Source organism: Achromobacter sp. PD1 (genome assembly GCF_048541815.1).
Taxonomy (GTDB): Bacteria; Pseudomonadota; Gammaproteobacteria; order Burkholderiales; family Burkholderiaceae_B; genus Achromobacter; species Achromobacter bronchisepticus_A.
In genome coordinates this window covers 5,522,017-5,544,335 of the sequence record NZ_CP183349.1, presented here as the reverse complement: position 1 = coordinate 5,544,335, position 22,319 = coordinate 5,522,017, and the positions used below count along the sequence as shown (strand labels likewise).

The 22,319-nt window shown below is 66.5% G+C and carries 23 protein-coding genes; 12 read left to right on the top strand and 11 right to left on the bottom strand.

Going from position 1 to position 22,319, the window contains the following annotated elements; translation table 11 throughout:
* Positions 1-48: 48 nt before the first annotated feature.
* Both ACM1PE_RS26085 and ACM1PE_RS26080 read right to left on the bottom strand, forming a co-directional pair.
* Positions 49-318: a hypothetical protein gene (locus ACM1PE_RS26085; protein ID WP_088138194.1), complete on the bottom strand. Its 270-nt coding sequence runs from the start codon at positions 316-318 to the stop codon at positions 49-51.
* A 10-nt stretch (positions 319-328) separates the two neighbouring features.
* Positions 329-1,102, bottom strand: a complete 774-nt coding sequence (locus tag ACM1PE_RS26080) for an SDR family oxidoreductase (protein ID WP_419341433.1) — start codon at positions 1,100-1,102, stop codon at positions 329-331.
* A 147-nt stretch (positions 1,103-1,249) separates the two neighbouring features.
* On the opposite strand from ACM1PE_RS26080, the gene ACM1PE_RS26075 reads away from it, so the two are divergent.
* On the top strand, positions 1,250-2,158 hold the full coding sequence (locus tag ACM1PE_RS26075; protein ID WP_419341432.1) for a LysR substrate-binding domain-containing protein: 909 nt from the start codon (positions 1,250-1,252) through the stop codon (positions 2,156-2,158).
* Between the two features lie 63 nt (positions 2,159-2,221).
* Here the strand turns inward: ACM1PE_RS26075 and ACM1PE_RS26070 are convergent, their stop codons facing one another.
* On the bottom strand, positions 2,222-3,640 hold the full coding sequence (locus ACM1PE_RS26070) for an amidase (protein WP_419341431.1): 1,419 nt from the start codon (positions 3,638-3,640) through the stop codon (positions 2,222-2,224).
* Between the two features lie 64 nt (positions 3,641-3,704).
* A complete protein-coding gene (locus tag ACM1PE_RS26065) occupies positions 3,705-4,937 on the bottom strand; it encodes an amino acid ABC transporter substrate-binding protein (protein WP_088138198.1) in 1,233 nt (410 codons plus the stop codon).
* Positions 4,938-5,098: 161 nt separating this feature from the next.
* On the opposite strand from ACM1PE_RS26065, the gene ACM1PE_RS26060 reads away from it, so the two are divergent.
* The 5 genes from ACM1PE_RS26060 (at position 5,099) to ACM1PE_RS26040 (ending at position 9,420) form a co-directional block, all read left to right on the top strand.
* The gene (locus tag ACM1PE_RS26060) at positions 5,099-5,983 is read left to right on the top strand and encodes a LysR family transcriptional regulator (protein ID WP_419343860.1); all 885 of its coding nucleotides are present in this window, start codon (positions 5,099-5,101) and stop codon (positions 5,981-5,983) included.
* 89 nt (positions 5,984-6,072) lie between these two features.
* A complete protein-coding gene (locus ACM1PE_RS26055) occupies positions 6,073-7,065 on the top strand; it encodes a branched-chain amino acid ABC transporter permease (protein WP_059373998.1) in 993 nt (330 codons plus the stop codon).
* A 9-nt stretch (positions 7,066-7,074) separates the two neighbouring features.
* A complete protein-coding gene (locus ACM1PE_RS26050) occupies positions 7,075-7,956 on the top strand; it encodes a branched-chain amino acid ABC transporter permease (protein ID WP_059373997.1) in 882 nt (293 codons plus the stop codon).
* 14 nt (positions 7,957-7,970) lie between these two features.
* On the top strand, positions 7,971-8,678 hold the full coding sequence (locus ACM1PE_RS26045; RefSeq protein WP_054459256.1) for an ABC transporter ATP-binding protein: 708 nt from the start codon (positions 7,971-7,973) through the stop codon (positions 8,676-8,678).
* 1 nt (position 8,679) lies between these two features.
* On the top strand, positions 8,680-9,420 hold the full coding sequence (locus ACM1PE_RS26040) for an ABC transporter ATP-binding protein (RefSeq protein ID WP_054459254.1): 741 nt from the start codon (positions 8,680-8,682) through the stop codon (positions 9,418-9,420).
* Positions 9,421-9,427: 7 nt separating this feature from the next.
* Here the strand turns inward: ACM1PE_RS26040 and ACM1PE_RS26035 are convergent, their stop codons facing one another.
* Both ACM1PE_RS26035 and vapC read right to left on the bottom strand, forming a co-directional pair.
* Positions 9,428-9,901 carry a 2TM domain-containing protein gene (locus ACM1PE_RS26035; RefSeq protein WP_419341430.1) on the bottom strand — a complete coding sequence of 158 codons (474 nt, stop codon included), beginning with the start codon at positions 9,899-9,901 and terminating at the stop codon, positions 9,428-9,430.
* A gap of 106 nt (positions 9,902-10,007) precedes the next feature.
* Positions 10,008-10,418 carry a type II toxin-antitoxin system tRNA(fMet)-specific endonuclease VapC gene (gene vapC, locus ACM1PE_RS26030; RefSeq protein ID WP_419341429.1) on the bottom strand — a complete coding sequence of 137 codons (411 nt, stop codon included), beginning with the start codon at positions 10,416-10,418 and terminating at the stop codon, positions 10,008-10,010.
* A 495-nt stretch (positions 10,419-10,913) separates the two neighbouring features.
* Here vapC and ACM1PE_RS26025 point away from each other — a divergent pair, with 495 nt between their 5' ends.
* Positions 10,914-12,107, top strand: a complete 1,194-nt coding sequence (locus ACM1PE_RS26025) for a low temperature requirement protein A (RefSeq protein WP_059373994.1) — start codon at positions 10,914-10,916, stop codon at positions 12,105-12,107.
* A 96-nt stretch (positions 12,108-12,203) separates the two neighbouring features.
* On the opposite strand, the gene ACM1PE_RS26020 is transcribed toward ACM1PE_RS26025, so the two are convergent.
* From ACM1PE_RS26020 to ACM1PE_RS26000, 5 genes are all read right to left on the bottom strand, one after another.
* Positions 12,204-13,166 carry a Nudix family hydrolase gene (locus ACM1PE_RS26020; RefSeq protein ID WP_059373993.1) on the bottom strand — a complete coding sequence of 321 codons (963 nt, stop codon included), beginning with the start codon at positions 13,164-13,166 and terminating at the stop codon, positions 12,204-12,206.
* Complete coding sequence (locus ACM1PE_RS26015) at positions 13,159-14,025, bottom strand: ATP-binding protein (protein ID WP_059373992.1); 867 nt, start codon at positions 14,023-14,025, stop codon at positions 13,159-13,161. Before ACM1PE_RS26015 ends, ACM1PE_RS26020 begins: the two co-directional genes overlap by 8 nt.
* A 24-nt stretch (positions 14,026-14,049) precedes the next feature.
* Positions 14,050-15,276: a bifunctional glutamate N-acetyltransferase/amino-acid acetyltransferase ArgJ gene (argJ, locus tag ACM1PE_RS26010; RefSeq protein ID WP_054459243.1), complete on the bottom strand. Its 1,227-nt coding sequence runs from the start codon at positions 15,274-15,276 to the stop codon at positions 14,050-14,052.
* 99 nt (positions 15,277-15,375) lie between these two features.
* Positions 15,376-16,398: a hypothetical protein gene (locus ACM1PE_RS26005; RefSeq protein WP_419341428.1), complete on the bottom strand. Its 1,023-nt coding sequence runs from the start codon at positions 16,396-16,398 to the stop codon at positions 15,376-15,378.
* A 50-nt stretch (positions 16,399-16,448) separates the two neighbouring features.
* Positions 16,449-16,943: a MarR family winged helix-turn-helix transcriptional regulator gene (locus ACM1PE_RS26000; protein WP_059373990.1), complete on the bottom strand. Its 495-nt coding sequence runs from the start codon at positions 16,941-16,943 to the stop codon at positions 16,449-16,451.
* A gap of 359 nt (positions 16,944-17,302) precedes the next feature.
* Here ACM1PE_RS26000 and ACM1PE_RS25995 point away from each other — a divergent pair, with 359 nt between their 5' ends.
* The 5 genes from ACM1PE_RS25995 to ACM1PE_RS25975 all read left to right on the top strand — a co-directional run bounded on the left by ACM1PE_RS25995 (position 17,303) and on the right by ACM1PE_RS25975 (position 22,030).
* On the top strand, positions 17,303-18,466 hold the full coding sequence (locus ACM1PE_RS25995; RefSeq protein ID WP_118931449.1) for an ABC transporter substrate-binding protein: 1,164 nt from the start codon (positions 17,303-17,305) through the stop codon (positions 18,464-18,466).
* A 207-nt stretch (positions 18,467-18,673) separates the two neighbouring features.
* The gene (locus ACM1PE_RS25990; RefSeq protein ID WP_013391329.1) at positions 18,674-19,594 is read left to right on the top strand and encodes a branched-chain amino acid ABC transporter permease; all 921 of its coding nucleotides are present in this window, start codon (positions 18,674-18,676) and stop codon (positions 19,592-19,594) included.
* A gap of 2 nt (positions 19,595-19,596) precedes the next feature.
* Positions 19,597-20,562 (top strand): branched-chain amino acid ABC transporter permease, encoded by a 966-nt coding sequence (locus ACM1PE_RS25985; protein WP_118931450.1) that lies wholly within the window; start codon positions 19,597-19,599, stop codon positions 20,560-20,562.
* A complete protein-coding gene (locus ACM1PE_RS25980; RefSeq protein ID WP_419341427.1) occupies positions 20,559-21,326 on the top strand; it encodes an ABC transporter ATP-binding protein in 768 nt (255 codons plus the stop codon). The genes ACM1PE_RS25985 and ACM1PE_RS25980 overlap by 4 nt, the downstream gene beginning before the upstream one ends.
* Positions 21,326-22,030 (top strand): ABC transporter ATP-binding protein, encoded by a 705-nt coding sequence (locus ACM1PE_RS25975; protein WP_419341426.1) that lies wholly within the window; start codon positions 21,326-21,328, stop codon positions 22,028-22,030. The genes ACM1PE_RS25980 and ACM1PE_RS25975 overlap by 1 nt, the downstream gene beginning before the upstream one ends.
* The last annotated feature ends 289 nt before the right edge of the window (positions 22,031-22,319 follow it).

The following is a 22,319-nucleotide window of genomic DNA, read 5'->3' as shown; positions in this document are numbered from 1 at the left end:
GGCCGCGCGGATGCGTGATGGAGCGCCGGCGCGGTCAACGCCAGCGTTTCAAGCGCGCGGCAGGAAGGCGATGACCAGCCAGGCCGCCGCGGCGGGCACCGCGAACACCAGCAGCAAGATGGGCAGTTCCTCGCGTACCGTATAGCCGGCGCGCGTGACGCCGACCCACATGTTGACGATAGCCATCAGCAGCCACGCGGGCAGGAACAGTTTGGCCGCGGCGATCGAGCCGGCGGCGTCGCCGCCCCATTGCTTGCCGAACAGCGCGAACACGGCCAGCAGCAGCAGGCCTCCGACGATAGTCAACAGTACGTGCATGGCGCCCCTCCTATTTGGTGGTGTAGCCGCCGTTGATCAGCACCGTCTGGCCGGTGATCCACCAGCCGTCCGACACCAGGAAGCGGATGAAGGGGACGACGTCCTCGATGTCGGTAAGCCCGGTTTTCGAGAATGGCGACAAGGCGGCTGCGGTCTTATGGTACGCCACCGCGTCGGCGCCTTCCGCCGGATAGAAGAACGGCGTGTCCATGGGGCCGGGGCCTACCGCCGTCACCGAAATGCCGCGCGCGCCGAACTCCTTGGAGGCGGCGCGGGTGTAGTGCTCCACCGGCGCCTTGGTGCCGGCGTAGGCCGCGTAGAAGGGCGTGAATGCGCCCAGCAGCGATGTGACCAGCGTGCAGATCTTGCCGTTGTCATTGACGTGGCGGCCGGCTTCTTTCAGGAAGAAGAAGGCGGACTTCGAGTTCACCGCGGCCATCTCGTCGTATTCCGCTTCCGTGATTTCGGTGAAGGGCTTCTTCAGCACTTTGCCGACGGTATTGATCGCAATGTCCGGCCGGCCCACCGCGGCCACCGCGTCGGCGAACAACTTTTCCATCGCGCCGGCCGAGCTCAGGTCGGCCTGCAAGGCAATGGCCTGCGCGCCCGCCGCCTTGATGGCGGCGACCGTCGCGTCCGCATCGGCCTTGGTGGCCGCGCTGTTGTAATGCACCGCCACCGCGCGCGCGCCTTGCTGCGCCAGATCGCGCGCGATCAGTCCGCCCAGGTTTTTCGCACCGCCCGCGATGATGACGGTTTTGCCTTTGATTCCGTGGTCTGCCATGGTCCTCTCCGCTATCGGGCCGCCGGATGCGAGCCCTAGTGCAGACGATGATATATTCCACAAAATCCGCATAAAACTACTATTTCTGGCATCTCTATCCAGAAATTACGAACAGTGAGGCCCGCCCTCGCAGGAGCCAACCGCCCCATGGACCGCATAGACCTGTTCCGGGTTTACGCCCGTGTCGTCGAGTGCGCGAATTTCTCTCGTGCGGCGGATACGCTGGGCCTGCCGCGCTCCACGGTGTCCGCCGCCGTGCAGGAATTGGAGGGCCGGCTGGGCGCGCGGCTGCTGAACCGCACCACGCGGCAAGTGGCGCCCACGCAGGAGGGCGCGGCTTTCTATGAGCGCTGCCTGCGCCTGGTGGCCGACATGGAAGAGGCCGAAAACCTGTTTCGCCACAGTTCGGTGGGCCCTAGCGGCATGCTGCGCGTGGACGTGCCCGGACGCGTGGGCCGCCTGATCGTGGCGCCGGCGTTGCCGTCTTTCCTGGAAGCCTATCCGCAGATCGACGTCACGCTGGGCGTGACGGATCGTGCCGTAAACCTGATCGAAGAGGGGGTGGACTGCGTGCTGCGGGTCGGCGTGCTGCCGGACTCGGGCCTGGTGGCCAGGCCCATAGGCATGCTGCGCCTGATCAATGTCGCCAGCCCCGCCTATTTGTCGCGCCATGGCGTGCCGCGCACGCCGGACGATCTTGCGGCGGGGCATGCTTGCGTGAACTACGCCTCGCCGTCGACCGGCCGGCTGGCGCCCTGGGAATGGCTGGACGGCGGTGCGTCCCGGACCGCGCCGTTGCGCGGGCGGGTCACGGTCAACAGTGCCGAAGCCTATATCGCCAGCTGCATCGCGGGACTGGGGCTGATCCAGATCCCCGCCTACGACGTGCAGCCGCAGATCGCCGCGGGGGAATTGGTCGAGGTCATGCCGGAGCATCGGCCCGCGCCCATGCCGATGACCTTGCTGTATCCGCAGCGGCGTCAGCCGTCGCGGCGGGTGCAGGTGTTCGCGGATTGGTTGGAGGCGCTGCTGCGGCCAGCCTGCAGCCTGGCCTGAGGGCATGAAAAAGGCCGGCCATGACGGGCCGGCCTTGCTGGCGCGAGAACTGCGGCGCGGGGTTTACAACTGGATCGCCGACAGGTCCGGACGCCGCAGGTGCCAGTCGGTGGCCGCCTGGAAGGCCATGCCGATGCGGCCCAGCGCGTCTTCGCCGTTGGGCTTGCCCAGCAGCTGCACGCCGATGGGCATGCCGTCAGCGGAAAAGCCCGCGGGCAGGGCCAGGCCGGAGGCGTTGACGTAGTTGCCGGGGCGGGTGAAGGCGGCCAGCGGCGTCGCGGCCTCGTCCACGTCTTCCAGCGGGCAGGCGGCAAACGGCAGGCAGGGCGCGAGGACCGCGTCGTAGTCGCGCATCCAGTCCTGCCAGGCCGCGCAGGCGCGCGCATGGGCCTGCAGCGCCAGCACGTAGTCGGCGGCGCTGGTGTGCTTGCCGCCCAGCACGCGGGCGCGCACATAGCGGCCCAGCGGCAGGCTGTCATCCTCGATGTAATCGCGGTGCTGGGCGTAGGCTTCAGCGGCGATGATCAGGCCGTTGCGCAACATCATGTCGTGGAAATCGAAGGGGAAGGGGGCTTCCACGCATTCCGCGCCCAGGTCGGCCAGCGCGCGCCGCGTGTCGTCCAGCGCAGCTTGCACCGCCGCGTCGATGGCGATGGGGTACTGCGCCTGCGGCATGACGGCGATGCGGGTGCCGGCCAGCGGCTTCGCGCCCGCGCGTGGATCGCGGTAGCGGTAGGCGGGTATGCCCCGCGTCACGGGGTCGCGCGGGTCCGGACCGGACATGGCTTCGGTCAGCAGCAGCGAGTCGCGGGTGTCGCGGGTGAGCGGGCCGATGGAATCCAGCGTGTGCGACAACGCCACCGCGCCGTACAGGCTGATGAGGCCACGCGTGGTTTTCAGGCCGGTGATGCCGTTCAATGCAGCGGGAATCCGCACCGAGCCGCCGGTGTCCGAGCCCAGCGCGGCCGGCGCCAGGCCCGCAGCCACGGCCACGCCGGAACCGCTGGAGGAGCCGCCGGGAATGCGTGCGCGCGTCAGATCCCAGGGATTGCGCGGCGTGCCCATGACGGGGTTGGTGCCCCAGCCGCCAAAGGCGAACTCCACCATGTGGGTCTTGCCCAGCACCACCATGCCGGCGTCGATCAGGCGGGTCACGGCCGTGGCGGTGGTTGCGCTGCGGCGCTCGCGCCAGGCTTGCGAGCCGGCCGTGGTGATCTGGCCTTCGATGTCGCACAGATCCTTGACGGCCACGGGCAGGCCGTCCAGCGGACCGAGCAGGCCGTAGCCCGCGCGGCGGCGCGCGTCGGCGGCTTCGGCCAGGCGCAGCGCGCCCGCGTGGTCGACGCTGACGTAGGCGCCCAGCGCCGGATTGGCGCGGTCGATGCGGTCCAGGTAGTGGCGCGCCAGCTCTACCGAGCTGTAGCGGCCGTCGGCCAGGCCCTGCGCAAGTTCGCCGAGCGTGGCAAATGCAATGTCAGACATGTTTTCCTCGGGTGATGTCAGCGCGGCGCGCGGGTTGCCGCGCGCCGCCTTCCTGCCTGCGCGATCAGCGCTTGTTCCAGTCGGGGGCCGGGTATACCGGCTTTTGCGTGGCCACGTCGGCGGGCCAGACCGGGACCATGCCCTTGCCCGGCAGCAGCTGCACCACGGGGAAGGGCATCAAGAGCTGCTTGCCCGTTTCGTCGATGGCGTAGGGGCCGGCCATGACGGTGAGCTTGCCGGACAGGTCCAGCGAGGCCTTCTTCAGCGCGGCGGCGTCGGTGCTGCCGGCTTGCTTGACGATCTCCTCGGTCAACGCGCCCGCGCCATAGGCCAGCGCGGTCTGGAAATCGGGCGGGAACTCGGCCTTGGGGAAGCGCTGGTCATAGGCGGCGGCGAACTGCTCGCGCGTCATGCCGGCATTGACCTTCCAGTTGATCGCGGGGTGGTAGTTGGTGTGGCTGTAGATGTAGTTGGAATCCGCGCCGATGGCCTGGAATTGCGGCGTGGACGCATAGACCATGAAGACATACGGGAAGTTGATGTCCAGCTGCTTCATCTGGCGCGTCATGCTGATCAGGTCGCCCTCGTACGAGGTCGGCACCAGCGCCTCGGCGCCGGCCGCGCGGGCCTTCTGCAGAATGGTGCTGAAGTCCTTCTGACCCTTGGGGTACTTCTCGAACAGCACGACCTGCATGCCATTCTTGGCGGCCTGTTCCTTGCCGCCTTCGGCCAGGCCTGCCGGGAACGGCTCGTCCGAATACAGTATGGCGACCTTCTTCACGCCCTGGTTGGCGGCCAGCTCCATGTTGGCGCGCAGCATCGCCGACACCGGCATCTGCGTGCCGGACACCATGTTCTTGAAGCCCTGCTTGTACAGGTCGTCGCTGGCGGCGGACCAGACCATCAGGTACTTGCCCAGGCGCTCGGTCACCGTGGCGGCCGCGGCGGTCAGCGTGGAGCCGAAGGGCGCGAACACCAGATCCACTTTTTCATCGACAATCAGGCGTTCGTAAACGCGGGTCACCATCTGCTTGTCGCTGCGGTCGTCCAGCTTGACCAGCTCGACGGGGTATTTCTTGCCTTTGACTTCGATGCCGCCGCGGCGGTTGACGTCGTCGACCCACAGTTCGACGCCGCGCACGCCCGATTGCGAGGCGAGCGCGAAACTGCCGGTCGACGATACCGTCATGCCGACGCGGATCTTGTCCGAAGTCTGGGCGGCGCCCAGGGCAGGGGTCAGGGCGGCGACGGCAAGGGCCAGCGCCGGTAAGCGGGACAGCCAGGGTCTAGCGTGCATGGGAGGTCTCCTATCGTTTTTGGTATGCGGCCCCGCGTTCCGTGGCGGACCATCGGACACAGGCCATATGTTGGGCAATGTTTGCTCAACATGCGAGATAGCGTATAACAAATAGGCATGGAGCGCACGCCTTGAATAAATTGAATTACCGACAGACCGAAATGTTGTGGGCCATCGTCATGGCCGGGTCCATCAGCGGCGCCGCCCGGCTGCTGAACATTTCCCAGCCGGCCGTCAGCCGGATGCTGGCGCATACGGAAAAAGCCATGGGTGTCACGCTCTTCGAGCGGGTCCGCGGCAAGCTCAGGCCGACCTCGCAAGTGCAGAGCCTGTTTGAGGAAATCGAGAAAACACAGCGCATGATGCAGCGCGTCAACGACCTGGCCGACGCGCTGGCGGAGCACGGCACCGGGGTGTTGCGGCTGGCGTCCATTCCCAGCCTGGCCCAGTTCCTGGTGCCGCGCGCCGTGGCGCGCTTCCAGCAGCGCCATCCCGAGCTGCTGTTGCGGTTGAACACGACGGCGCTGCCCACGCTGATCACCGACGTATTGCAGGGCGAGGCCGAGCTGGGGTTGGTGGTGATGCAGGCGGATCACCCCTTCCTGACGTCCCAGCCCCTGCACGTGGGAAAGATGGTGGCCGCCATACCCAGGGCGCATCCGCTGGCGGCTCGTGCCGAGGTAAGCCTGGCCGATCTGTCGCCGCATCCGCATATCGTGGTGGGCACGCGCATGCCCTTTGGCATGCTGGTGCTGGGCGCCTTCGAGCAGGCGGGCCTGCCGTGCCGCATGTGTGCCGACGTGCCCTGGAGTCAGCTGGCCTGCGCCCTGGTCAACGCCGGGGTGGGCATCGCCATCGTGGATGAATTCACCGTCATGCAAAACACCATGCCGGACGTGGTCATCGTGCCGCTGGCTGAGCGCATTCCCCTGAATATCTCGGCCGTCTATGCCAGCAATCGCGAGCCCTCGGTCATCGCGCTGGAGTTCATCAACGAGCTGCGCGGGGTGCTTGCCGAGGCCTTTCCGGTCGAAAATAAGGGTTAGTCCTTAACTTGCAGTTATGGTTTGAACTGTTCATAATCGCCTCCAAATAAAGCGGCCGTCCAACCCGGAAACGGCCCGGAGGAAGACATATGAGCAGCAGTCCCGTCCTGGCGGCGGGCGCCGCCTCGCATCGCGCGCAGGATCAGCGCGCAGTGCGGTTGCGCACCCGCATCGCCATCATCGTCTTTGCCGGCCTGGCCGCGGGCCTGGCTTTGATTCCGATGGCCACGTCGAACATCTCGTTCGCGTTCTACCTGATGTTGTGGATCACCATGGCCAGCGCCATGAACATCTGCGTCGGCTTCACCGGCTATCTGCCGTTCGGCTACGTGGTGTTCTATGGCGTGGGCTCGTACGCCACCGGCATCTGCTACAAGATCCTGGGCTGGCCCATCCTGCCGTCGCTGCTGGCGGCGGGCGGCGTGGGCGTGGCGATCGCGCTGCTGCTGGCGCCCACGCTGAGGTTGCGCGGGGTGTACTTCGGCATCGTGAGCCTGGCGCTGGCCACCATCGTCAAGCTGGTGATCTCCAACCTGCCGCAGTCCTTCACCGGCGGCAGCATGGGCATCATCCTGTCCAACGCCAACAATCCCACGCATAGCTATTACGCCATGCTGGCGGTGATGGGCGCGACCCTGGCCACCGTCACCTGGCTGTCGGTGTCCAGCCTGGGCCGCGCGCTCAAGGCCATCCGCGACGATGACGGCGCGGCCGCCTGCGTCGGCATCCACGTGCCCAACACCCGCCTCAAGGCCTGGCTGCTGGCCGCGCTGTTCCCTGCGCTGGCCGGCGGCATCGAGGCCTGGTACACGAACGTGGTGGATCCGGAGTACGCCTTCCACGTGCTGATCACCGCCAAGAGCATCATCTACGCGATGGCGGGCGGCTTCGGCACCATCCTCGGGCCGGTCGTCGGCACGCTGGCGCTCCTGGGCATCGACCACATGATCTGGCAGAAATTCCCGGTGGTTAACCTGCTGCTGCTGGGCCTGATCATCGTGCTGCTGATGCTGTTCCTGCCGCGCGGCATCGTCGGCAGCCTGATCAAACGCAAGCCGCAACTGCGCCGCTACATCGCCTGAGGAACCGCCATGACCGGACTGATTATCCAAGGGCTGATCAACGGCCTGATCCTGGGCGCCATCTATGGCCTGATCGGCGTGGGGCTGAACGTGATCTTCGGCGTGCTGCGCGTGGTCAACTTCGCGCACGGCGAGTTCCTGGTGCTGGGCGCGTACTTCGCCTTCTATCTGATGGAGTACGCCGGCATCAACCCGCTGGTGGCGCTGCCGCTGGCCTTCGCCGCGTTCTTCCTGGCGGGCTATCTGCTTTATTTCGTACTGATTCCGCGGCTGTCCAAGGCGGACGATCCCGAGATCAGTTCGCTGCTGCTGATGTTCGGCGTGTCCATCATGCTGGGCGCCATCATGCTGCTGGTGTTCGACGCCGACGCGCGCTCGCTGCCCTATGAGATCGAACCCGTGTTCCTGAAGTTCGGACCGGTGCTGATCCCGACCGTGCGCCTCTTGGCGCTGGTGATTGCGCTGGCCATCATCGGCGCGCTGACGGTGTTCCTGTACCGCAGCCAGCTGGGCAAGGCGCTGCGCGCCATCATCATGAACCGCGACGCGGTGCGCATCGTGGGGATCAACGCCGAACGCCTGTCGGCCGTGGCCTTCGGGCTGGGCATCGGCCTGGCCGCCGCCAGCGGCGTGCTGGTGGCGATGGTGTTCCCGGCGTTCTCGCCGTTCATGGGCAACGACTACACGCTGATCGGCTTCATCGTCATCGTCCTGGGCGGCCTGGGCCACCCGGTGGGCGCGCTGGTCGGCGCGCTGCTGTTCGGCGTCACGGAGCAGGTGTCGGTGGTGTTCTTCAATCCCTCCATCGCCACCATCTGCGGCTTCACGCTCATGGTCGCCACCATCTTCATCCGGCCCAGCGGACTCTTCGGCCGCCAGGCGTTGCGCTAACAGGAGCCGGACACATGTTGAAAGTCAGCAATCTCAAGAAGCGCTTCGGCGGGCTGGTGGCCTTGCAGGGCGTGGACCTGGACGTGCCGCGCGGCTCGATCCTGGGCGTCATCGGCATGAACGGGTCGGGCAAGACCACCATGCTCAACTGCATCAACGGCATCTACACGCCGGACGAGGGCCGCATCGAGCTCGACGGCCAGAACATCGCCGGCAAGCAGATCCACGAGGTCGCCCGGCTGGGCGTGGGCCGCACCTTCCAGGTGCCGCGCATCTTCCGCCAGCTGACCCTGCTGGACAATCTGGAAGTGGCGCAGCAGCAGACCGGCCGCAGCGCCGACGAGCGCTACGCCCAATCCGAGTACTGGCTGCACAAGGTGGAGCTGCATCGTCTGCGCCACAACTACGCCGAGGAGCTGTCCGGCGGGCAGCAGAAACTGGTGGAGCTGGCGCGCATCATGGTGGCACGGCCCAAGGTGGTGCTGCTGGACGAGCCCTTCGCGGGCGTCAACCCGGCGCTGGCGCAGCTGCTGATCTCGGTCATCCGCGAACTGCCGGGCGAGCACGACTGCTCGGTGGTGCTGGTGTCGCACGACCTGACCTCGATCTACCAGCTGTCTCATCACATCATCGTCATGAACGAAGGCGCCATCCTGAGCCAGGGCAACGCCGAGCAAGTGCGCGCCGACCCCCGTGTGGTCGAAGCCTATCTGGGAGCCTGACATGAGCACGTCGATACTCGCGCTGGAAGACGTGACCGTGGCCTACCACGGCGACATCACCATCCTGAACCACGTAAATATCCAGGCGCGCGCAGGCAAGGTGACGGGCGTCATCGGCCCCAACGGCGCCGGCAAGTCCACGGTGCTGAAGACCATGTTCGGTTTCCTGCCGCCGCGCACCGGCCGCATTACGCTGCGGGGCGCGGACATCAGCGCGCAGCCCTCGCACGAGCGCGCCAGCAACGGCGTGGCTTTCGTGCCGCAGCACCGCAGCCTGTTCGGCGAACTGTCGGTGCACGACAACCTGCTGCTGGGCTGCTGGCCGTTCCGCAAGGACAAGGCGCGGGTGCGCCAGCGCATCGATTCCGTCTACGACCGCTTCCCGATCCTGGCGCAGAAGCGCGACGACCCCGTTTCCAGCATGAGCGGCGGACAGCAGCGCTTCGTGGAGTTCGGACGGGCCTTGTTGATCGAGCCGTCCGTCATCCTGCTGGACGAGCCCACCGCCATGCTGGCGCCCAAGATCTCCAAGGAGATCTACACGCTGATCCGCGGCTTTGCCGATGAGGGCATGACGGTGGTGCTGGTGGACCAGAACGTGCGCCGCTGCGCCGAGGTGTCCGACTACATGTACATCCTGGAGCTGGGCCGCAACAAGGCCGAGGGCGGGCGCGAAGCCTTCGATGACGGCGGCGGGCTGCGCGAGATGGTTGCGTCGTGGATGGATTACAAGATCGATTGACTTCGGGTCAAAGCGGCCGTCCCAGCCGCTTTTCGACCTGCCGCCTTTCCCATTGGGGACCGAACAGCCGGTACGGCGCGTAGACCCAGATGGCGCGCGCCGCCAGGGCCAGTCCCAGGCCCAGCATCACCCAGTATGACCACATGCGCTGGGGCGAGGTCAGCAGATTGATCGCGTACAGCGCCGCCGCGATCAGTGCGTACCGCAAGCTGGCCATATAGAAGCCGCGCAAGGCGCGCACGTGGGCGAAGGCTTCCCGTTCCGCCTCCTCGGCGGCTGTCATTGTCGTATCCATTGCTGTTTCCTCCGTATTCAGGGTGGAAAAATCGACTTCGAAAACCGAGGCAATGGACTTGAGCGTCTCCACGCTCGCGGGTTGGCCCGCTTCGATGCGCTGGATGGTCCGCGCGCTCAGGCCGCTGGCCTGGGCCAGCTGCTGCTGGGACCATCCGCGCTTGAGGCGTAGCTTTTGAATCAGCATGGTTCGATTCCCATTGGTTCGGAATCACCAAGGTAGCCGATAGGGCGGCGCAGCGATACGACAGGGGCACGACACGGGCACGACAGCGGGGCGACGGGACCCAGTTTCAGTGTTTCAGCGTCCAATCGTCCAGCTGCAATCCGGGCACGCGGGAAAATTCACGCGTGTTGTTGGTAACAAGTACCAGGCCGCGCGAGCGGGTGTGGCCGGCGATCATGGCGTCGTAGGGGCCGATAGGGGTTCCGGCGCGCGCCAGTTCCGCGCGAAGCTGACCCGAATCTGCTGCCGCGTCATGGTCATAGTCGAGCACTTCCAGGCGCTGCAGGAAACCGTCGACAACGACGTGATTGCGCGTGGGGGCGGCGGACTTTTCCGCGCCATAGGCGAGCTCCATGGCGGTGATCGCGCTGATGCATAGCTGGCCCTGCCGCCGGTTGAACGCCTGCTGCACTGCGTCTGGCTTGTTCTTGATGGCAAAGATGCAGGTGTTCGTGTCCAGCACGAACTTCAGCGGCATGAGCGGCCTCTTGCCCTGGCCACGGGTTGATCGCGGTCGTTGAGAAAGTCGGCCGTGACGGACTCGCCTGCGAACCAGGCGTCCCAGGACCTGTCGGCGGGCGCCAGCGCCGGCGTTGGCCGTTGGTTGATGGCGGCGACGTACCCCAGTGCCGGACTGCCTGGCCGGGCGGCGGTTTTGCGTCGGTTTGCTGGGCGGCGATGGGGTGTTTTATAGATGGATTCTGATTTCATGGCGCTCTCCTCGACTGGTGTATGACGCCCGTTTTTTATAGCGCGCCACGTGTCTCCCGCCTATGACGGCTTACCGCAAATCGCTGCCAGCCTTGTTCGGCTTGGGCCGGCTTCCGTGCAGTTGCGAGCGGCGGTCAGGCTGCACAGATCCGGCGCGTGGCGCCGCCGCCACGCCCGCCAGGCTTTGCATTTCTTGACGGTCCGGCACCACCAGCCTTGCGCTAATCTGGCTGCGCCATCATCCCCAGGCGAGGCCCACGCCATGACCTTTCTTGCAAGCGCCAACCTGCTGCGCCGCCGCGACGGACACGAAGCCCGCGTCACCTACGTCGAGCTGTTCTTCGACCTGGTGTACGTCTTCGCGGTCACCCAGATATCCCACAGCCTGCTGCATGATCTGACCTTGATGGGCGCGCTCCACTCCCTGGTGCTGTGGTTCGCCGTCTGGCTGGGCTGGCAATACACCTGCTGGGTCACCAACTGGTTCGATCCCGACGCCGTGCCCATGCGCGTCATGTTGTTCGCCGTGATGCTGGCCGGCCTGGTCTTTGGCGCCGCCCTGCCGGGCGCGTTCGGCGCCACCGGGCTGGTGTTCGCCGTCAGCTACGCGCTGATCCAGGTGGGGCGCACGCTGTTCATCGTGCTGCACCTGGGGCCTGCGCATCCGCTGGCGCCCAACTTCCGCCGCATGTTGGCCTGGCTGTGCGTGTCGGCGGTCCTGTGGATCGCCGGCGGACTCTCGCAGGACGGCGCGCGGCTGGCGCTGTGGGCGCTGGCGGTGGCCTGCGAGTATCTGTCGCCCATGATCGGCTTCCGCTTTCCCGGCCTGGGGCGTTCCGCGACCAGCGAATGGACGATCGAGGGCGGCCACCTGGCCGAACGCTGCCAACTGTTCGTCATCGTGGCGCTGGGCGAAACCCTGCTCATCACCGGCGCCACGCTGGCTGGCCTGGAGCGCTGGGACGCACCCGCGCTGATCGCGTTGCTGGCGGCCTTCCTGGGCACGGCCGCCATGTGGTGGGTGTACTTCGACACCAGCAGCCGCGATGGCAGCGAGGCCATCGTGCATAGCGACGATCCGGGCCGCATCGGCGCCTGGTTCCATTATGTGCACGTCATCCTGATCGCCGGCGTGATCGTGTCCGCCGTGGCCAACGAGCTGGTCATATTGCATCCGGACGGACGTATCGCCATGCCGGCGGCTGCCGCGCTGATCGGCGGGCCGGCGCTATACCTGGCAGGCAACGGCATCTACAAGACAGTGGTCTACGGCCGCTTTCCGCTGTCGCACGTCGTGGGGCTGGTGCTGCTGGCGGTGTTGGCGCCCGTGGCTTTCGTGACCGACAACCTCATGGTGGGCGGTTTGACCACGTTGATCATGATTCTGGTGGCGGCGTGGGAAAGCGTGTCGCGGCGCAGGGCGCATGCTGGCGTTCCGCAAGGAGTCGCGGAGTAGCGTCAATCCTGTGAGGGCCGGAGGCTGCCCCAGCGGGAGCCGCTGGATGCTCCCGCGCCGCCGGCAGGTGGCGGCTTTCAGCAAAGCCGCCGCGGTTCAGATCAGGCCGCGTATCCCCGCAATGCCGTGCGCGCCATGGCGCAGCGCTTGCGATACGGTCTGGGTGGACTGGCCTCCCAGCGCGAACACCGGGATGCCGGCGTCGCGGTTGCCTGCCACGAAGCCTTCCCACCCGAGCGTCGGCGCACCGGGATGGCTGGGCGTGTCCAGCACTGGGCCCAGCACCGCGAAATCGGCGCCAAGTTCGCGCGCATGGACGACCTGGGCGTTGTCGTGCGCGGATACGCCGACCAGCGCGCCCGCGGGGAGTTCGGGACGCGCCGTGAGCTTGGCCGCATCGGCCGCGCGCAGGTGCACGCCGTCGGCCTCGCGCCACCAGGCGGCGGGATGGACGCTGTTGACCAGCACCCGGGCGCCCGCGGCGCGGCAGCGCTTCTGCACCTGTTGCAGCACTTCATGCAAGGACGGGGAGGCCACGCCGTCCGGCCATTGCGGTTCGCGCAACTGCACCAGCTTGACGCCGCGCGCCAGCGCCGCTTCCAGCCGGCCCAGGAAGGCGGCCACGCCGGCCCGCGAACCCACGGAGCTGATGCCGTAGGACGTGGGCAACTGCAGCCAGCGCAGCGGGGGCAGGGTGGCGGGCAACAGATCGCCCACCGACGCGGCCTGCGCGGGGTTGACCCATTCCAGGCGCTGGTTCTCCAGGCTGCGCGGTTCGCCTTCCCAGCCGGTGACGTGGCAGAACGCCAGGCGCACCGTGGTGTGGGGGTAGGCGTGCACGTAGGTGACCCAGGGGCGCGACTGCGTGACGCGGATGCCGATTTCTTCCTGCAGTTCGCGCGCCAGGGCTTCCAGCACGGTTTCGCCGGGTTCGAGCTTGCCGCCGGGCAGCTCCCACCAGCCCGCCCAGGGTTTGCCTTCAGGGCGCTGTCCCAGCAGCAGCATGCCGTCCGGACGCAGGATCAGGCCGGCGGCGACGTCGACGATCTTTTCAGACATGACGGGCCGCCCAGTCGCGCGCGAACTGGTACGCCACGCGGCCCGAACGCGAGCCGCGCTCGATGGTCCATTGCAGCGCCTCGGTGCGCGAGGGTTCGATCTGCGCTTCCGGGCAACCCAGTTCGCGCAGCCAGTGATAGACGATGTCCAGGTAGTCGTCCTGCTTGAAGGGATAGAACGACAGCCACAGGCCGAAGCGCTCGGACAGCGAGATCTTTTCCTCGACGGTTTCGCCCGGGTGGATCTCGCCGTCGGGCTGATGCTTGGCCGCCAGGTTCTCGCTCATGTATTCCGGCATCAGGTGGCGCCGGTTGGACGTTGCATAGATCAGCACGTTGTCGCCCGAGGCCGAGACCGAGCCGTCCAGCACCGACTTCAGCGCCTTGTAGCCGGCCTCGCCTTCCTCGAACGACAGGTCGTCGCAGAACACAATAAAGCGTTCGGGACGGGAGGCGACCAGTTCGACGATGTCGGCCAGGTCGCCGAGGTCGGACTTGTCGACTTCGATCAGGCGCAGTCCGCGCTCGCCATAGGCGGCCAGCATGGCCTTGACCAGCGAGCTCTTGCCGGTGCCGCGGGCGCCGGTCATGAGCACGTTGTTGGCCGGTTTCTTTTCCAGGAACTGCAGCGTGTTGCGGTCGATGATGCCCTTCTGGCGCTCGATGTGCTGCAGGTCCGCCATGTCGATGCGCGCCACGTGGCGCACGGCGTCCAGCCAGCCGCGCGCGCCGCGCTTGCGCCAGCGGTAGGCATGGGCGGTCCAGTCGATTTCGGGCGTTGCGGGCGGAAGCCAGGCTTCCAGCTGCGCCAGCACGCGCTCGGCGCGCTGGATAAGGGTGGAGAACTCGGTTGCGGTCACGTCTGAAGTCCCGGAAGTTTCGGATCAGGAGCGGTAGTCGGCGTTGATCGACACGTATTCGTGCGAGAAGTCGCAGGTGTAGACGGTGTCGCTGACCTGGCCGCGGCCCAGGGCGATGCGCACCTGGATCTCGGCCTGCTTCATCACGCGCTGGCCGTCGGCTTCCTGGTAGGCGGGGTTGCGGCCGCCGTCCTTGGCCACCAGCACGTCGTCCAGCCACAGGCGGATGTTGGACACGTCCAGGTCGTCGATGCCGGCGTAGCCCACCGCGGCCAGGATGCGGCCCAGGTTGGGGTCCGACGCGAAGAAAGCGGTCTTGACCAGCGGCGAGTGGGCCACGGCGTACGCCACCTTCAGCGCTTCCTCGGTGGTGCCGGCCTCTTCGACGCGGATGGTCATGAACTTGGTGGCGCCTTCGGCGTCGCGCACGATCTTGGTGGCCAGTTCCAGCGCGGCGGCCGTCAGGGCTGCGCGCACGGCGGCGTAGGCCGGATCGGATTCGGCATTCACTTCGACGCCCGACTTGCCGGTGGCGGCGATGATGAAGGAGTCGTTGGTGGAGGTGTCGCCGTCGACCGTGATGCGGTTGAACGAGGCGTCGGCGATTTCGCCGGCCAGCTTGGACAGCAGCGGCTGGGCGATGCCGGCGTCAGTGGCCAGGAAGCTCAGCATGGTGGCCATGTTGGGCCGGATCATGCCGGCGCCCTTGCTGATGCCGGTGAAGGTGACGGTCTTGCCGTCGATCTGCACCTTGGCCGAAGAAATCTTCGGCAGGGTGTCGGTCGTCATGATGCCGTGGGCGGCGCTGAACCAGTGGTCGGCGCCCAGGTCGGCGATGGCGGCGGGCAGGCCGGCCACCAGGCGGTCCAGCGGCAGCGGCTCCAGGATGACGCCGGTGGAGAAGGGCAGGACTTCGGCCGCGGGCACGCCCAGCAGCTTGCCCAGCGCGGCGCAGGTGTCCTTGGCCTTCTGCAGGCCTTCTTCGCCGGTGCCGGCATTGGCGTTACCCGTGTTGATGACCAGCGCGCTGATCGGGCCGCCGGCGGCCAGGTGGGCCTGGCAGACCTGCACCGGCGCGGCGCAGAAGCGGTTGCGCGTGAACACGCCGGCCACGCTGGTGCCCTGTGCGAAACGGAACACGGTCAGGTCGCGTCGGTTGGCTTTGCGGATGCCGGCCTCGGTAACGCCGATTTCAACGCCGGCAACAGGAAAAATTTCGGACTCGGAGGGGATCTGCAGATTAACGGCCATGACTTCGTCTCATGTATGAGCAGGACGGAATCGCCGCCAGGCGAGGCGGCGCGCGGGGGAAAGCTTCGTATTATCCCACCGGATTGGGACAGCGTCCGGTCAGGGGCCGATCCGCATGGCCGCGACGTCCAGCACGCCGGCCTCGCGGTTGCCCAGCACGCTGCGCACGGCGCCGTCCGGGGCCTGCAGCACCGACTTGCCCGCTGGCACGTCCTCGCCGCCCGCGCGGCGCGCCGAACGCCCGCGCGAGGGCGAGAACAGCATATCGCCGGGCTGGGCGCCCGGCAGGCGGGCGTTGGCGGCCAGCACCCGGGTGCCGGGCTGGTAGGTCATGTCGCCCAGTACGGTTTCGCGGGCCAGCAGGCCTTCGAAATCCAGCATGCGGCGCTGGCTGTCCAGCTGCATGTCCACCTTGAGCATGGGCATGCGGGCCACCTCCAGCGCCTCGCTGCCTTCGGTGCGCAGCAGCCAGCGCGGCGCACCGGCGGCGCTGCCGCCATTGACGACCTTGAGCCAGGCGCCGGGCGGCACGGGTTGCTGGTTCAGGGTATTGCCGATGGCCAGATGGCAGCTGGCAAAGCGAGGACGGCCGTCGTGCAGCACGAATTCAAGGCGGTGCCCATGCGCGCACAGCCAGCCGTCCTGCGCCTGGTCGCGGGCGATCTCCACCGACAGGGTCTCGGCCTGCTTGCTGCTGGCCGGGTAGCGGAACATGCGCGTGGCCGCGACCCCCTGGATGGAGGCGGGGTGGGTTTCGGGGAAGACGGCGAGATCGAACGATGCCAGATCGCCCGGCTTGGCCAGGCTGAGCACGGTTCCGGCCGGCATCTCCACGCCCGCCAGCTGGGTGGACTGGGCCAGCACGGTCTTGCGGTCGGCGTCGGCCTGGGCGCTTTGCCGGGCCGAGAACCACAGGCTGAACTGCTGATAGGGAAAGATGGTGCCGACGATGGCAAGCAAGGCCATCAGGATGGCGCCGCCGCGCCGGTGGCCGCCAAGCCATTCCCGGGCGCTGGGGGTGGTGGCCAGCACGGCCAGCCAGGTCAACAGCGTAGCCAGGCAGGCCAGCGAAGCTGCCATCAGCACGTAGAAATTACCGCCAGGGAGAGAAACCGGAATCATGGCGGCAATTATGCGCCAATCCGCAGGCGGACATGGGCGCCTGCGGGCGTTCAGTTCTTGGCGGATTCGGAGCGGGTTGCCACCACTTGCAGCTTGAGTTCGCCCAGGGCCTGGAACAGCGCGTTGCGGGTGCTTTCGGGCAGGTCGCCGAACATGGACTTGACCCAGGATTCATGGGCGCGGGCCATGCGGGCGAAGCTCTTCTTGCCCAGCGGCGTAAGTTTGATGAGCGAGCTGCGGCGATCGGATTCGACCTTGGTGCGCACCACCAGACCTTCTTTTTCGAGCTGGTCGGTGATGCCGGTGATATTGCCGTTGGTGACCATCATGTGGCGCGACAGTTCGCCCATCTTCATGCCCTTGGGCGCGCGCTGCAATTGCGCCATCAGGTCAAAGCGCGGCAAGGTCGTGTCGAATTCATTGCGCAGGCGGCTGCGGATCTCGCTCTCGACGAGATTGGCGCAGGTCAGCATGCGCAGCCACAGGCGCAGCGCATGGTGATCGTCGGGCGCGGCGCGGGATTCCAGGTCGGGGGTATCGGTCATGGCTATGGAAATTACCGGGAATGAGGGGCGGGCGCCAGATGCTGTCGATCGAGGATCGGCAGGCGGGCCGCGGCGTGGCCGGCGGCGCGCTTCTTGAGTATCGGCGGGATGTCGGGTACTGTCGCGCGAACGTCGCGCCGGGTAGCCGGCACGGCGTGTTCATAGTTTGGGTGGAGGGTAACCATGGCGGTAGCTTATTAGTAAAAACCCTTTGGTAAAAACCCTAGACTTGTTTTGCCGAATACTTTAAACCTAAACTATGAAGCACGCCAGCCTTGGCTGTGCTGCACGAAGTTTTTCGAATCGCGATTTCAAAAAAGAACACCCTCTGCGCGGGCTCGCGCACGGAGCACACCACCATGCGTTTGATCACTTCCCTTCTGGCCGCCGCCGCCCTGGTGCCGGCACTGGCCGGCGCCGACACCATCAAGGTCGGCATCGCCAACGACATCTCCGGCCCGTTCTCCGCCTTGGGCGCCGAAGCCCGCGACGGTTTCAACCTGGCCATCAAGCAACTGGGTAGCAAGCTGGGCGGACAGCCCGCCGAATTCGTGCAGACCGACATGGGCGGCAACCCCGACCAGGCCCGCCAACTGGTGACGCGCTACATCCAGCGCGACAAGGTCGATTTCTTCACCGGCCCCATCGGCTCGAACGTGGCGCTGGCCGTGGGCCCCGCGCTGTTCGCGGCCAAGGTGCCGTACCTGTCGAACAACCCCGGCCCCAGCCAGTTCGCCGGCGCGCAATGCAATGCGTACTGGTTCGGCACGTCCTACCAGAACGACGCCTTCCACGAAGCGGCCGGCAAGGTCGCGGCGGATCGCGGCTTCAAGAAGATGTTCATCATGGCCCCGGACTATCCGGCCGGCAAGGATGCGCTCAACGGCTTCAAGCGCGGCTACAAGACCGCCCCGGGCGACGAGGTCTACACCAAGCTCGGCCAGATCGACTACGCCGCCGAATTGGCGCAGATCCGCGCCGCCAAGCCGGACGCCGTCTATATCTTCCTGCCGGGCGGCATGGGCATCAACTTCGTCAAGCAGTTTGTCTCGACCGGCCTGTCGCAAAGCGTCAAGCTGATCGGCCCGGGCTTCTCGGCCGACGAGGACGTGATCCAGGCCGTGGGCGAACCCATGCTGGGCATGTACAACACGGCACAATGGGCGCATGACCTGGACGTGCCGCAGAACAAGGCCTTCGTCGACGCCTTCCGCAAGGAATACAACGGCCGCTACCCCTCGGTGTACGCCGCCCAGGCCTACGACGTGATCATGGCCATGGACGCCGCCGTCAAGCAGGCCGGCGGCAAGGCCTCCGACCGCGAAGCCATCGTGCGCGCGCTGGAAAAGGCCGACTACCCCTCGGTGCGCGGCAGCTTCACCTACGGCAAGAACCACTATCCCATCCAGTCCTACTATCTGCGCGTCGTCGACAAGGACGGCAGCGGCCGCATCACCAACAAGCTGGTGGGCAAGGTGTTCGACAAGTACCAGGACGTCTACGTCGGCGAGTGCAAGTTGTAGAGGGAAAGACCCACCCCCGAAGCGCTGCGCGCTTCCCCCTCAAGGGGGCATGCCTGCGGACCGGCGGAGCCGGATCCGCGGCATCTGGATCGGGTGGCACCGCAGCATGCGTCGTGCTTGGTGCGCGGACGCGATGCGCAATCAGATGGCTTTAATGATTAGGCCGCGAACCAGGCCATTGGCAATTCGCGGCAGGGGGAAGTGTTCATGACGTTTACGCTGATCGTCGAGCAATTGCTGAACGGTCTGCAGTTTGGGTTGATGTTGTTTCTGATCGCGGCCGGGCTGACCCTGGTGTTCGGCATCATGGACATCATGAATCTGGCTCACGGCTCGCTCTACATGGCCGGCGCCTATGTCGCCGCCGAAACCATGCAGCGCACAGGTTCATTCACCGCCGCCGTCCTGGTGGCGGCCGTCGCCACCGGCATCGTCGGCGTGGTGCTGGAACTTACGCTGATCCGCCGCCTGGCGCTGCGCGACCACCTGGCCCAGGTGTTGGGCACCTACGCCGTCATCCTCATCGCCAATGACCTGGTCAAGATGATCTGGGGGCCTGCCCCGGTCATGCTGAACATGCCGGCCGCGCTGTCCGGCCCGGTCCGGCTGCTGCCCGACCTGCTCTATCCCGCCTACCGCCTGATGATCATCGTGTTCGGCGTGGCCGCCGCCGCGGGCCTGTACTGGTTCGTGACGCGCACCCGCGCGGGCGTGCTGGTGCGGGCGGGGGCGTCCAACCGCCAGATGGCCACCCTGATGGGCGTGCGCGTGCCGCTGCTGTTCCTGGGCGTGTTCGTGCTGGGCGCGATGCTGGCCGCCGTGGCCGGCGCCTTGCTCGGCCCCATCACTTCGGTGCAGGTGGGCATGGGCGAGGAAATCCTGATCCTGGTGCTGGTGTGCATCGTGATCGGCGGCATCGGATCGATTCGCGGCGCCTTTGTCGGCGCGCTGCTGGTGGGCATGGTGGACACGGCGGGGCGGGCCTTCCTGCCCATGCTGCTGCGCCAGGTCTTTTCTCCGGCCGTGGCTTCCAGCGTCGGGCCGACGCTGGCCGCCATCGCCATTTACGTATTGATGGCGGCAGTGCTGGTGTTCCGGCCCTCCGGCTTGTTTCCGGCGCGGGGTTGAGCATGAAATCCATGATCTGGACCGTGGTCCTGCTGGCCGCGCTGGCGGTGTTCCCGCTGGTCGCGCCGGCGCTGGGCCTGGACTTCTATATTTCCTTCGTACGGCGCGTGCTGATCTATGCGCTGGCCGCGACCAGCCTGAATCTGATCCTGGGTTACGGCGGCATGGTGGCGCTGGGGCATGCCGCCTTCTTCGGCGCGGGCGCCTACGCGGTCGGCATCCTGGCCATGTCGGGCGTGACGTCCGCCTTGATCGTCTGGCCGGTGGCCATGCTGTTGGCGGCGGTGCTGGCCTGCATCACGGGGGCGATTTCGCTGCGCACCCGCGGCGTGTATTTCATCATGATCACGCTGGCCTTCGCGCAGATGCTGTTCTACATCTTCATCTCGTTGCGCCAGTACGGCGGCGAGGACGGGCTGAACCTGCCGGGCTATTCCAGCCTGCCGGGCCTGGACCTGGCCAATGACGTCAGTTTCTATTACCTGGTGCTGGCGCTGTTCGCGCTGATCATGTGGGTGTTCGGCCGCGTGGTGACCTCGCGCTTCGGCACCGCCCTGCAAGGCATACGCGAGAACGAATCGCGCATGGAATCCATGGGCTATCCGGTCTATCGCATCAAGCTGATGGCCTTCACGCTGAGCGGCGCGGTGGCCGGCCTGGCCGGCGCGCTGCTGGCCAACCACAACCTCTTCATCTCGCCCAGCCTGATGCACTGGACCCAGTCGGCCAACCTGCTGATCATGGTGCTGGTGGGCGGCATCGGCTTGCGCTATGGCGGCGTGGCCGGCGCCGTGGTCATGCTGACCCTGGAGGAAGTGCTGCGCCTGTGGACCGAATATTGGCATCTGCCCCTGGGCGTGCTGCTGTTGTGCGTGGTGTTCGGCGCGCCGCGCGGCCTGGTCGGGCTGTTCGGCCCCCTGTTCAGCGGCCGCGCCGCTGCCACCCAATCCGGCAAGGCGGGATCATGAACGCAGCTGTAACGCCAGCCCTGCAGGCCACGGGACTGGTGCGCCGCTTTGGCGCGCTGGTCGCCACCGACAATGTGTCGCTGTCCCTGAACCCGGGCGAGATCCACGCCTTGATCGGCCCCAATGGCGCGGGCAAGTCCACGCTGATCCATCTGCTGTCCGGCACGTTGACGGCGGACTCGGGCAAGCTGACGGTGGGCGGACGCGACGTCACCAGCATGAACGCCCACCAGCGCGTCGCGGCCGGGCTATCGCGGTCGTACCAGATCACCAACATCTTCAAACAATCCTCGGTGCTCGACAACCTGGTGCTGGCGGTGCAGGCGCACGCCGGCAGCAGCTTCCGCTTCTGGAAGCCGCGCGCCGCCGAATCGGCCCTGTACGAGCAGGCGCGCGAGCTGGCGCGGGAATGCGCCATCGACGCCAGCCTGCTGGAACGCCCGGCCGGCACCTTGCCGCACGGCGAACAGCGCAAGGTCGAATTCGCGTTGGCCCTGGCCGCACGGCCGGCCGTGCTGCTGCTGGACGAACCCATGGCGGGCATGGGGCCGGATGAAACCGTGCGCCTGACCGAACTGATCGAATCCATGCGCGGCCGCGCCGCCATGCTGCTGGTCGAACACGACATGCAGGCGGTGTTCCGCCTGGCCGACCGCTTGTCGGTGCTGGTCTACGGCCGCGTCATCGCGACCGGCACCCCTGGCGAAATCCGCGCCAACCCGGAAGTGCGGCAAGCCTACCTGGGCGACGAGGAGACCGCGTGATGCTGACCATCGAATCCGCCAAGAGCGGCTATGGCGCCAGCCAGGTGCTGTTTGGCGTGGACCTGCAGATCGGCGCGGGCCAGGTCGTGACCTTGCTGGGTCGCAATGGCATGGGCAAGACCACGCTGCTGCGCACCTTGTTCGGCCAGTTGCCCCTGCGCGGCGGCAAGATCCAGTTCGCGGGCCAGGACATCAGCGGCTGGAGTCCGGACCGCATCGCGCGGGTCGGCATGGCCATCGTGCCGGAAGGGCGGCAGTGCTTCCCGAACCTGACGGTGCGCGAGCACCTGACGGCCTTCGCCGCTGCGCGCAATCCGGACATCGGCGAACCCTGGACGCCGGAGCGCGTCTTCGAACTCTTCCCCCGTCTGCACGAACGCGCCCGCAACATGGGCAACCAGCTTTCGGGCGGCGAACAGCAGATGCTGGCCATTGGCCGGGCGCTGGTCACCAATCCGCGGCTGCTGATCCTGGATGAGGCCACCGAAGGCCTGGCGCCCAAGATCCGCGAGGAAATCTGGAATTGCCTGGCGCGCCTGCGCCAAGCCGGCCAGACCATCCTGGTCATCGACAAATACGTCGAACGGCTGCTGAGCCTGGCCGACCGCCATGTGATCCTGGAGCGCGGCAAGGTGGTGTGGACCGGAGACTCGCAGGCGCTGGACGCCGATCGCGGCCTTTGGGAACGCTATCTGGGCGTGTAGCAAGAAAGCTGCAATGTAAACAGGCAAATGCCGGCAGTCGTGACATAAAAAGCAATAAATCGACATTTACATTGCAACAGTGCAACTTAGGACGCCCAGGCGTCTTACAAGCGTTTGCTCCTGTTTCAATTGGAACCACTGTTCTCTACACTTGTCGCGCCGGACGTGCCTCGCGGGTACGCCAGCAACAGGCTCATGGCTGGACTAGCGGGGCAAGCGCGCGGCGAAACATCGTTACACAACGAAAGCCTACCCATGCGTCCCCTTCACGCACGTTACGTCTTATCAG

Excerpts from the sequence above, each read along its gene's own strand:
- ACM1PE_RS26085 (WP_088138194.1), bottom strand. The coding sequence starts at position 318 with ATGCACGTACTGTTGACTATCGTCGGAGGCCTGCTGCTGCTGGCCGTG.
- ACM1PE_RS26080 (WP_419341433.1), bottom strand. The coding sequence starts at position 1,102 with ATGGCAGACCACGGAATCAAAGGCAAAACCGTCATCATCGCGGGCGGT.
- ACM1PE_RS26075 (WP_419341432.1), top strand. The coding sequence starts at position 1,250 with ATGGACCGCATAGACCTGTTCCGGGTTTACGCCCGTGTCGTCGAGTGC.
- ACM1PE_RS26070 (WP_419341431.1), bottom strand. The coding sequence starts at position 3,640 with ATGTCTGACATTGCATTTGCCACGCTCGGCGAACTTGCGCAGGGCCTG.
- ACM1PE_RS26065 (WP_088138198.1), bottom strand. The coding sequence starts at position 4,937 with ATGCACGCTAGACCCTGGCTGTCCCGCTTACCGGCGCTGGCCCTTGCC.
- ACM1PE_RS26060 (WP_419343860.1), top strand. The coding sequence starts at position 5,099 with ATGTTGTGGGCCATCGTCATGGCCGGGTCCATCAGCGGCGCCGCCCGG.
- ACM1PE_RS26055 (WP_059373998.1), top strand. The coding sequence starts at position 6,073 with ATGAGCAGCAGTCCCGTCCTGGCGGCGGGCGCCGCCTCGCATCGCGCG.
- ACM1PE_RS26050 (WP_059373997.1), top strand. The coding sequence starts at position 7,075 with ATGACCGGACTGATTATCCAAGGGCTGATCAACGGCCTGATCCTGGGC.
- ACM1PE_RS26045 (WP_054459256.1), top strand. The coding sequence starts at position 7,971 with ATGTTGAAAGTCAGCAATCTCAAGAAGCGCTTCGGCGGGCTGGTGGCC.
- ACM1PE_RS26040 (WP_054459254.1), top strand. The coding sequence starts at position 8,680 with ATGAGCACGTCGATACTCGCGCTGGAAGACGTGACCGTGGCCTACCAC.
- ACM1PE_RS26035 (WP_419341430.1), bottom strand. The coding sequence starts at position 9,901 with ATGCTGATTCAAAAGCTACGCCTCAAGCGCGGATGGTCCCAGCAGCAG.
- vapC (WP_419341429.1), bottom strand. The coding sequence starts at position 10,418 with ATGCCGCTGAAGTTCGTGCTGGACACGAACACCTGCATCTTTGCCATC.
- ACM1PE_RS26025 (WP_059373994.1), top strand. The coding sequence starts at position 10,914 with ATGACCTTTCTTGCAAGCGCCAACCTGCTGCGCCGCCGCGACGGACAC.
- ACM1PE_RS26020 (WP_059373993.1), bottom strand. The coding sequence starts at position 13,166 with ATGTCTGAAAAGATCGTCGACGTCGCCGCCGGCCTGATCCTGCGTCCG.
- argJ (WP_054459243.1), bottom strand. The coding sequence starts at position 15,276 with ATGGCCGTTAATCTGCAGATCCCCTCCGAGTCCGAAATTTTTCCTGTT.
- ACM1PE_RS26005 (WP_419341428.1), bottom strand. The coding sequence starts at position 16,398 with ATGATTCCGGTTTCTCTCCCTGGCGGTAATTTCTACGTGCTGATGGCA.
- ACM1PE_RS26000 (WP_059373990.1), bottom strand. The coding sequence starts at position 16,943 with ATGACCGATACCCCCGACCTGGAATCCCGCGCCGCGCCCGACGATCAC.
- ACM1PE_RS25995 (WP_118931449.1), top strand. The coding sequence starts at position 17,303 with ATGCGTTTGATCACTTCCCTTCTGGCCGCCGCCGCCCTGGTGCCGGCA.
- ACM1PE_RS25990 (WP_013391329.1), top strand. The coding sequence starts at position 18,674 with ATGACGTTTACGCTGATCGTCGAGCAATTGCTGAACGGTCTGCAGTTT.
- ACM1PE_RS25985 (WP_118931450.1), top strand. The coding sequence starts at position 19,597 with ATGAAATCCATGATCTGGACCGTGGTCCTGCTGGCCGCGCTGGCGGTG.
- ACM1PE_RS25980 (WP_419341427.1), top strand. The coding sequence starts at position 20,559 with ATGAACGCAGCTGTAACGCCAGCCCTGCAGGCCACGGGACTGGTGCGC.
- ACM1PE_RS25975 (WP_419341426.1), top strand. The coding sequence starts at position 21,326 with ATGCTGACCATCGAATCCGCCAAGAGCGGCTATGGCGCCAGCCAGGTG.